We start from the raw sequence: 5,484 nt of genomic DNA, 5'->3' as shown, positions 1-5,484 counted from the left end.
GCCGTAGCGCAGCCAGTGCTCCTCGCGCACGATCTGGCGGCCGAGCTTGTGCTGCTCGCGCTCTTCCTCTTCCAGCACCTGGTCGCGCCATTCCTCGAAATGGCCGAAACCCTTGTCCAGCCGTTTGGTCTGGCCGCGGTCGAGCCAGACAGTGGCGCGCGATACGCGCTCGAGAAAACGACGGTCGTGCGAAATCAGGATCACCGCAGAGGAGGTGCGGGCAAGCTCCTCTTCCAGCCATTCGATCACCGACAGGTCGAGATGGTTGGTCGGCTCGTCCAGCAGCAGAATGTCGGGCTCCGGCGCCATGACGCGGGCAAGGGCCGCGCGGCGCGCCTCGCCGCCGGAAAGGTCGTTTGGCCGCTCCTCGCCGGTCAGGCCAAGATGCTCCATCAGATAGGTGGCGCGGTAGGGATCGTCGGCCGGTCCGAGCCCTGCCTCGACATAGGCGCGCACATTGGCGAAGCCATCCATGTCGGGCATTTGCGGCAGGTAACGCACCGTCGCCGAAGGCTGGCGGAACACCTCGCCATCCTGTGGTTCGATCATGCCGGCGGCGATCTTGAGCAGCGTCGACTTGCCGGAGCCGTTGCGGCCGACCAGCGCGATCTTGTCGCCGGCGGACGCGCTGAGCGCCGCGCCATCGAGCAGCGGCGTGCCGCCGAAGGTCAGTCTTATCCCGTCGAGATTGAGAAGAGGCGGGGCCATGTCAGCTTTCAGGAAGGGGATAGGGGTGAGCGAGCAGCAACGCGCGCCCGTGGCCGAGCGCGATCTCAAGCCGCCCCTTGACCTCGTTTGATATAGTCAGCGACGAGCCGAACGTCACCTCGACGTGATCGAGCGGCCATTTGGCGCCGGCGACGCTCAGGCCGGAAAGGTCGGAGAAGCCGAGCACCGAAAACAGCGTGCCGTCGGCATAGTCGAAGCCGGCCTTGCCAGGCAAAAGCGGAATGCCTTCCTGCGCGCCGCTGGTCATAACCACGCTCATGCCGGCCTCGGCCAGGCGAACCGCGAGTGCCAGATGCAGGAAGGCGTGGTCAGCGCGCTTGCCGCCGAAGGCGCCGGCCAGCACGAGGCCGGTGGCGCCGCGCTCGAGGGCGGCGGCGATCGCCAACTCGCCGTCCGTCTTGTCCTTCTCGGCCGGAAACACCTGGCGTGGCACGGCGGCCAGATCATCCGGCAAATCCGGCGGCACGGAATCGAAATCGCCGACCCAGAGCTCAGGCGTCAGGCCCAGCATGCGGGCATGGCCGATGCCGCCATCGGCGGCGATGACGCGCGCGCCGGCCAGCTGGCTGTCGAGCCGCGGCGTGCGGACGAGGTCGCCGCCAAGCAGGATGGTGAATGTGCCCATGGGCGTCGCCCTTACCAGCCCCGCCCGAGAAACGGAAGCCGGGGGTGCAGGCACCCGGCAAACTTCCGCTTGCGCGGTGCCGTGCCCGGGCCTATGTGTCGAAACGCTCTAACGGGGTGCCGGACGCGGGTTTTCGCGGACCGGCTGAGAGGCAACCGCCAACCCGCTGAACCTGATCCGGTTTGTACCGGCGGAGGGATTAGACGTCTCGGACCATCCGGCGCCTCAATTCCTTTCAATACCAACGAAGGAGGCGCCGATGCGCACGCTCTTGTCCCACCTTGTTCTGGCAACCGGCCTGGTTTCGCTTCTGGCGGGTCCGGCGGCCGCGAAGGACAAGCTCACCGTCTATACCTATGAGAGCTTCACCGCCGACTGGGGTCCCGGCCCGGCGGTAAAGAAGGAATTCGAGGCCGAATGCGGCTGCGATCTCGAATTCGTCTCGGTCGCCGATGGCGTGGCGTTACTCAACCGCGTCAAGCTGGAGGGCGCGGCGACCAAGGCCGACATCGTGCTCGGCCTCGACACCAACCTGACGGCCGAAGCCAAGGCGAGCGGCCTGTTCGCGCCGCATGGCGACGTGTCCGGCCTCAATGTCCCCGGCAACTGGAGCGACGACACATTCGTGCCGTTCGACTATGGCTATTTCGCCGTCGTCTACGACACCGAAAAGCTGAAAGTCCCGCCGAAGAGCCTGAAGGAACTGGTCGAGGGCAGCGCCACCGACAAGATCGTCATCCAGGATCCACGCACCTCGACGCCCGGCCTCGGCCTGCTGCTCTGGGTCAAGTCGGTCTATGGCGACAAGGCGCCGGAAGCCTGGGCCAAGCTCAAGTCCAAGGTGCTGACGGTGACGCCGGGCTGGAGCGAGGCCTATGGCCTGTTTACCAAGGGCGAGGCGCCGATGGTGCTGTCCTACACCACCTCGCCGGCCTATCACATGGTCGCCGAGAAAACTGAACGCTACCAGGCCGCGTCCTTCGAGGAGGGCGAATATCTGCAGATCGAGGTTGCCGGCATCACCACGACAGGGGCGAAGAATCCGCTGGCGGAGAAGTTCATCGCCTTCATGACCGGCCCGAAATTCCAGGATGTCATCCCCGAGACCAACTGGATGTTCCCGGCCGGTAAGACCGACAAGCCGCTCAATCCGGCCTTCGACAAATTGGTCAAGCCGACCAAGACCTTGCTGTTCAGCGCCGATGAGGTCGCCGCCAACCGCAAGGCCTGGGTGGACGAATGGCTGGCGGCGATGAGCAAGTAGGCTTTCGATCGCCTCGATGTCTGCGCCAAGCCACCCCCCTCTGTCCTGCCGGACATCTCCCCCTCAAGGGGGGAGATTGGCTGTCACGGCGGTTTTCGCCAACCTTTGGCGGTGTGGGATGGAACGCGGCGTCGACGCTGCTGATCTCCCCCCTAGAGGGGGAGATGTCCGGCAGGACAGAGGGGGGGGCGAAGGAACGCGGCTTTCGCTAAGTTCCGCCAGGGTGCAGCGTGCAGCTCGCGCCTCGCTCTGACCCCCGCATCACCGCCGGCATCGCCGCGCTAGGCGCCATCACCTTGCTGATCGGCGGGGCGTTCGCCGGCCTCGTCCTTGAAGGCGCGCATGATTTCTCCGGCGCCGCCTCGGCCTTCGATCCCTATATCCTGCGCGTCGTCCGCTTCACACTCTGGCAGGCGCTGTTGTCGACCCTGCTTTCCGTTGTGCCGGCGCTGTTCGTCGCGCGCGCGCTCTCCCGGCATCCGCTTTTTCCGGGCCGCGGGCTGATCCTGCAGCTCTTCGCCCTGCCGCTGGCGCTGCCGGCCATTGTCGCGGCGCTCGGCATCCTGGCGCTCTACGGCAATGCCGGCTATTTCGCCGGCCTGCTCGGCGGACGGAACTGGCCGGGCATCTACGGACTGTCCGGCATCCTCGTTGCCCATGTCTTCTTCAACTTGCCCCTGGCCACGCGGCTGTTCCTCGAGGCGCTGGGCACGGTGCCGGCCAATCACTGGCGATTGGCAAGCCAGCTCGGCATGGGCGGTCGGCCCGCCTTCCGGCTGATCGAATGGCCGGCGTTGCGGGCAGCGCTGCCCGGTGTCTCCGGGCTGGTCTTCATGCTTTGCATCACCTCCTTCACCATCGTGCTGACGCTCGGCGGCGGGCCGGCCGCCACGACGCTGGAGGTCGCCATCTACCAGGCGCTGCGCTTCGATTTCGATCCGGCGCGGGCGGTGACGCTGACGCTGCTGCAGATCGCGCTGACCTTCGCCGTAGTGCTTGCACTGACGCGGCTCGGCGCCAACACCGTCGGCGACGCCAACCTGCCGGTGGCGCCGCGCCGGTACTTTTCGGCGAGCCCGGCGGAAACCTCGCTGAACGCGGCTCTGATCGTGCTCGCGCTGCTGTTCGTCGCCGGACCGATGGCGGCCACGGTCGCGGCGGGCCTCGGCGCCGATCTCGGCCGGCTCGCCGGCGAGAGCGCGGTGCGGCAGGCGACGCAGACCAGCGTGGTGCTGGCCTTCCTGTCGGCGTCGCTCGCGGTGGCGATGTCGCTGGCGCTGATCGCGGCGCGCCGGGCGCTGGCCCTGAAGCGCTGTGCCGGCCGCAAGACATTGCTGGAGCACGCAACGGATACCGGTGCCGGGTTCGTCCTCGTCGTACCGCCCATCGTCGTCGGCGCCGGCTGGTTCCTGCTTTTGCGTACGGTCAGCGACGTCTTTGCCCTCGCCCCGGTGATGGTCGTCGCAGTCAACGCGGTGATGGCGATGCCCTTTGCCATCCGCGCGATCCGCCCCGCCTACGATGCAGCAAGCGAGCGCCACGAGAGGCTCTGCCTGCTGCTCGGCATATCAGGCTGGAACCGGCTCAGCCTGGTCGACTGGCCGTCGCTCAGGCGGCCGCTCGCAACCGGCTTCGCCTTCGCCATGGCCCTGTCGCTCGGCGATCTCGGCGTAATCGCGCTGTTCGGCAGCGATTCCGTGCAGACCTTGCCCTATCTTCTGCTGGCGCGCATGGGCAGCTATCGCACCGCCGACGCCGCCGGCCTTGCCTTGCTGCTCGGTCTCGTCTGCCTGGCGCTGGTGCTTGCCGCCGATCGCCTCGGGCAAGGAGAGAAATCATGACGCCGGCGAAGGAAGTCGGGGCGAAAGGCGCGGCCGTCCGGCTCGAGGACGCTTCGTTCAGCTATGGCGAAGCGCCGTTCCGTTTCGACGTCGGGTTCGCCGCCTCGAAGATCACCGCCATCATGGGGCCGAGCGGTTCGGGAAAGTCGACGCTGCTCAACCTGGTGGCTGGTTTCGAGATGCCAGGATCCGGCCGCGTGCTGATCGACGGTGGCGATGTCAGCGCCGCGCCGCCTTCGGTGAGGCCGGTCTCGATGGTGTTCCAGGAGAACAATCTGTTCGCCCATCTTTCGGTGGAGCGGAATGTCGGGCTCGGCCGCTCGCCGTCGCTCAGCCTCACTGATGCCGACCATGCGGCAATTGCCGATGCGCTGGCGCGTGTCGGCCTTGCGGGCAAGGAGAGGCGCCTGCCACGCGAGCTTTCCGGCGGCGAGCGGCAGCGCGTCGCGCTGGCGCGCGTGCTGGTGCGCGACCGGCCGGTGCTCTTGCTCGACGAGCCGTTCGCCTCGCTCGGACCGGCGCTGCGCGACGACATGCTCGATTTGCTGGCCAGTGTCCATACCGAACGGCAGATGACGGTGCTGTTCGTCACGCACCAGCCGGAGGACGCGCGCCGCATCGGCCAGGACATGGTCTTCCTTGACAACCACACGGTCGCCGCGACGGGGACGGCGGCCAACTTCTTCGACGCCTCTGGACCGGACGGCTTTCGGCGCTATGTCGGCATGGATCCAGCCAAGGGGCGTCGCGCCTGAACGACCTCAAGGGATGCGCTTGGGTTCTGTTTTTGAGCAGGTCGTTGCCTCAAAACCACAGCACATTTCCAGGTGACATGCATTGCTGCCGGATCTCGGCATGTTGCCCGGAAGCGGACATAATTTACGCTCAAACCGGGTTCGGGTGATGCAGCGTTTGCTTGCCTTGACTGGAGGAGTATGGCTAGGTCCGCCCATACTGGTCTGGCACAGGCCGTGATTTGCCCGCAAAGATTTGGAAAGGAAGCCGATCTGCCGACCGGCAAGCAT

At 66.6% G+C, this 5,484-nt stretch carries 6 protein-coding genes and 1 riboswitch; of the genes, 3 read left to right on the top strand and 3 right to left on the bottom strand.

Annotated elements, in window-relative coordinates; all coding sequences use genetic code 11:
• Together EN781_RS24455 and EN781_RS24450 are read right to left on the bottom strand one after the other, a co-directional pair.
• Window positions 1-708: ATP-binding cassette domain-containing protein (locus EN781_RS24455; RefSeq protein WP_145965603.1), on the bottom strand; the 708-nt coding region annotated here is incomplete at its 3' end.
• Between the two features lies 1 nt (window position 709).
• Window positions 710-1,354 carry a thiamine diphosphokinase gene (locus EN781_RS24450; protein ID WP_126057893.1) on the bottom strand — a complete coding sequence of 215 codons (645 nt, stop codon included), beginning with the start codon at window positions 1,352-1,354 and terminating at the stop codon, window positions 710-712.
• A 102-nt stretch (window positions 1,355-1,456) separates the two neighbouring features.
• A riboswitch (TPP riboswitch) is annotated at window positions 1,457-1,570 on the top strand.
• A 43-nt stretch (window positions 1,571-1,613) separates the two neighbouring features.
• Between EN781_RS24450 and thiB the strand changes: the two genes are divergently transcribed.
• The 3 genes from thiB to thiQ all read left to right on the top strand — a co-directional run bounded on the left by thiB (window position 1,614) and on the right by thiQ (window position 5,214).
• On the top strand, window positions 1,614-2,618 hold the full coding sequence (gene thiB / locus EN781_RS24445; RefSeq protein ID WP_126057894.1) for a thiamine ABC transporter substrate binding subunit: 1,005 nt from the start codon (window positions 1,614-1,616) through the stop codon (window positions 2,616-2,618).
• A gap of 230 nt (window positions 2,619-2,848) precedes the next feature.
• The gene (thiP, locus tag EN781_RS24435) at window positions 2,849-4,459 is read left to right on the top strand and encodes a thiamine/thiamine pyrophosphate ABC transporter permease (protein ID WP_126057895.1); all 1,611 of its coding nucleotides are present in this window, start codon (window positions 2,849-2,851) and stop codon (window positions 4,457-4,459) included.
• A complete protein-coding gene (thiQ, locus tag EN781_RS24430; RefSeq protein ID WP_126057896.1) occupies window positions 4,456-5,214 on the top strand; it encodes a thiamine ABC transporter ATP-binding protein in 759 nt (252 codons plus the stop codon). The genes thiP and thiQ overlap by 4 nt, the downstream gene beginning before the upstream one ends.
• 6 nt (window positions 5,215-5,220) lie before the next feature.
• Here the strand turns inward: thiQ and EN781_RS34875 are convergent.
• Window positions 5,221-5,484: hypothetical protein (locus EN781_RS34875; protein ID WP_210213494.1), on the bottom strand; the 264-nt coding region annotated here is incomplete at its 5' end.

The organism is Mesorhizobium sp. M4A.F.Ca.ET.090.04.2.1, from assembly GCF_003999085.1.
Classification (GTDB): Bacteria; Pseudomonadota; Alphaproteobacteria; order Rhizobiales; family Rhizobiaceae; genus Mesorhizobium.
Note: the sequence above shows the minus strand (reverse complement) of the source record. Positions and strands in the feature narration are given on the sequence as shown.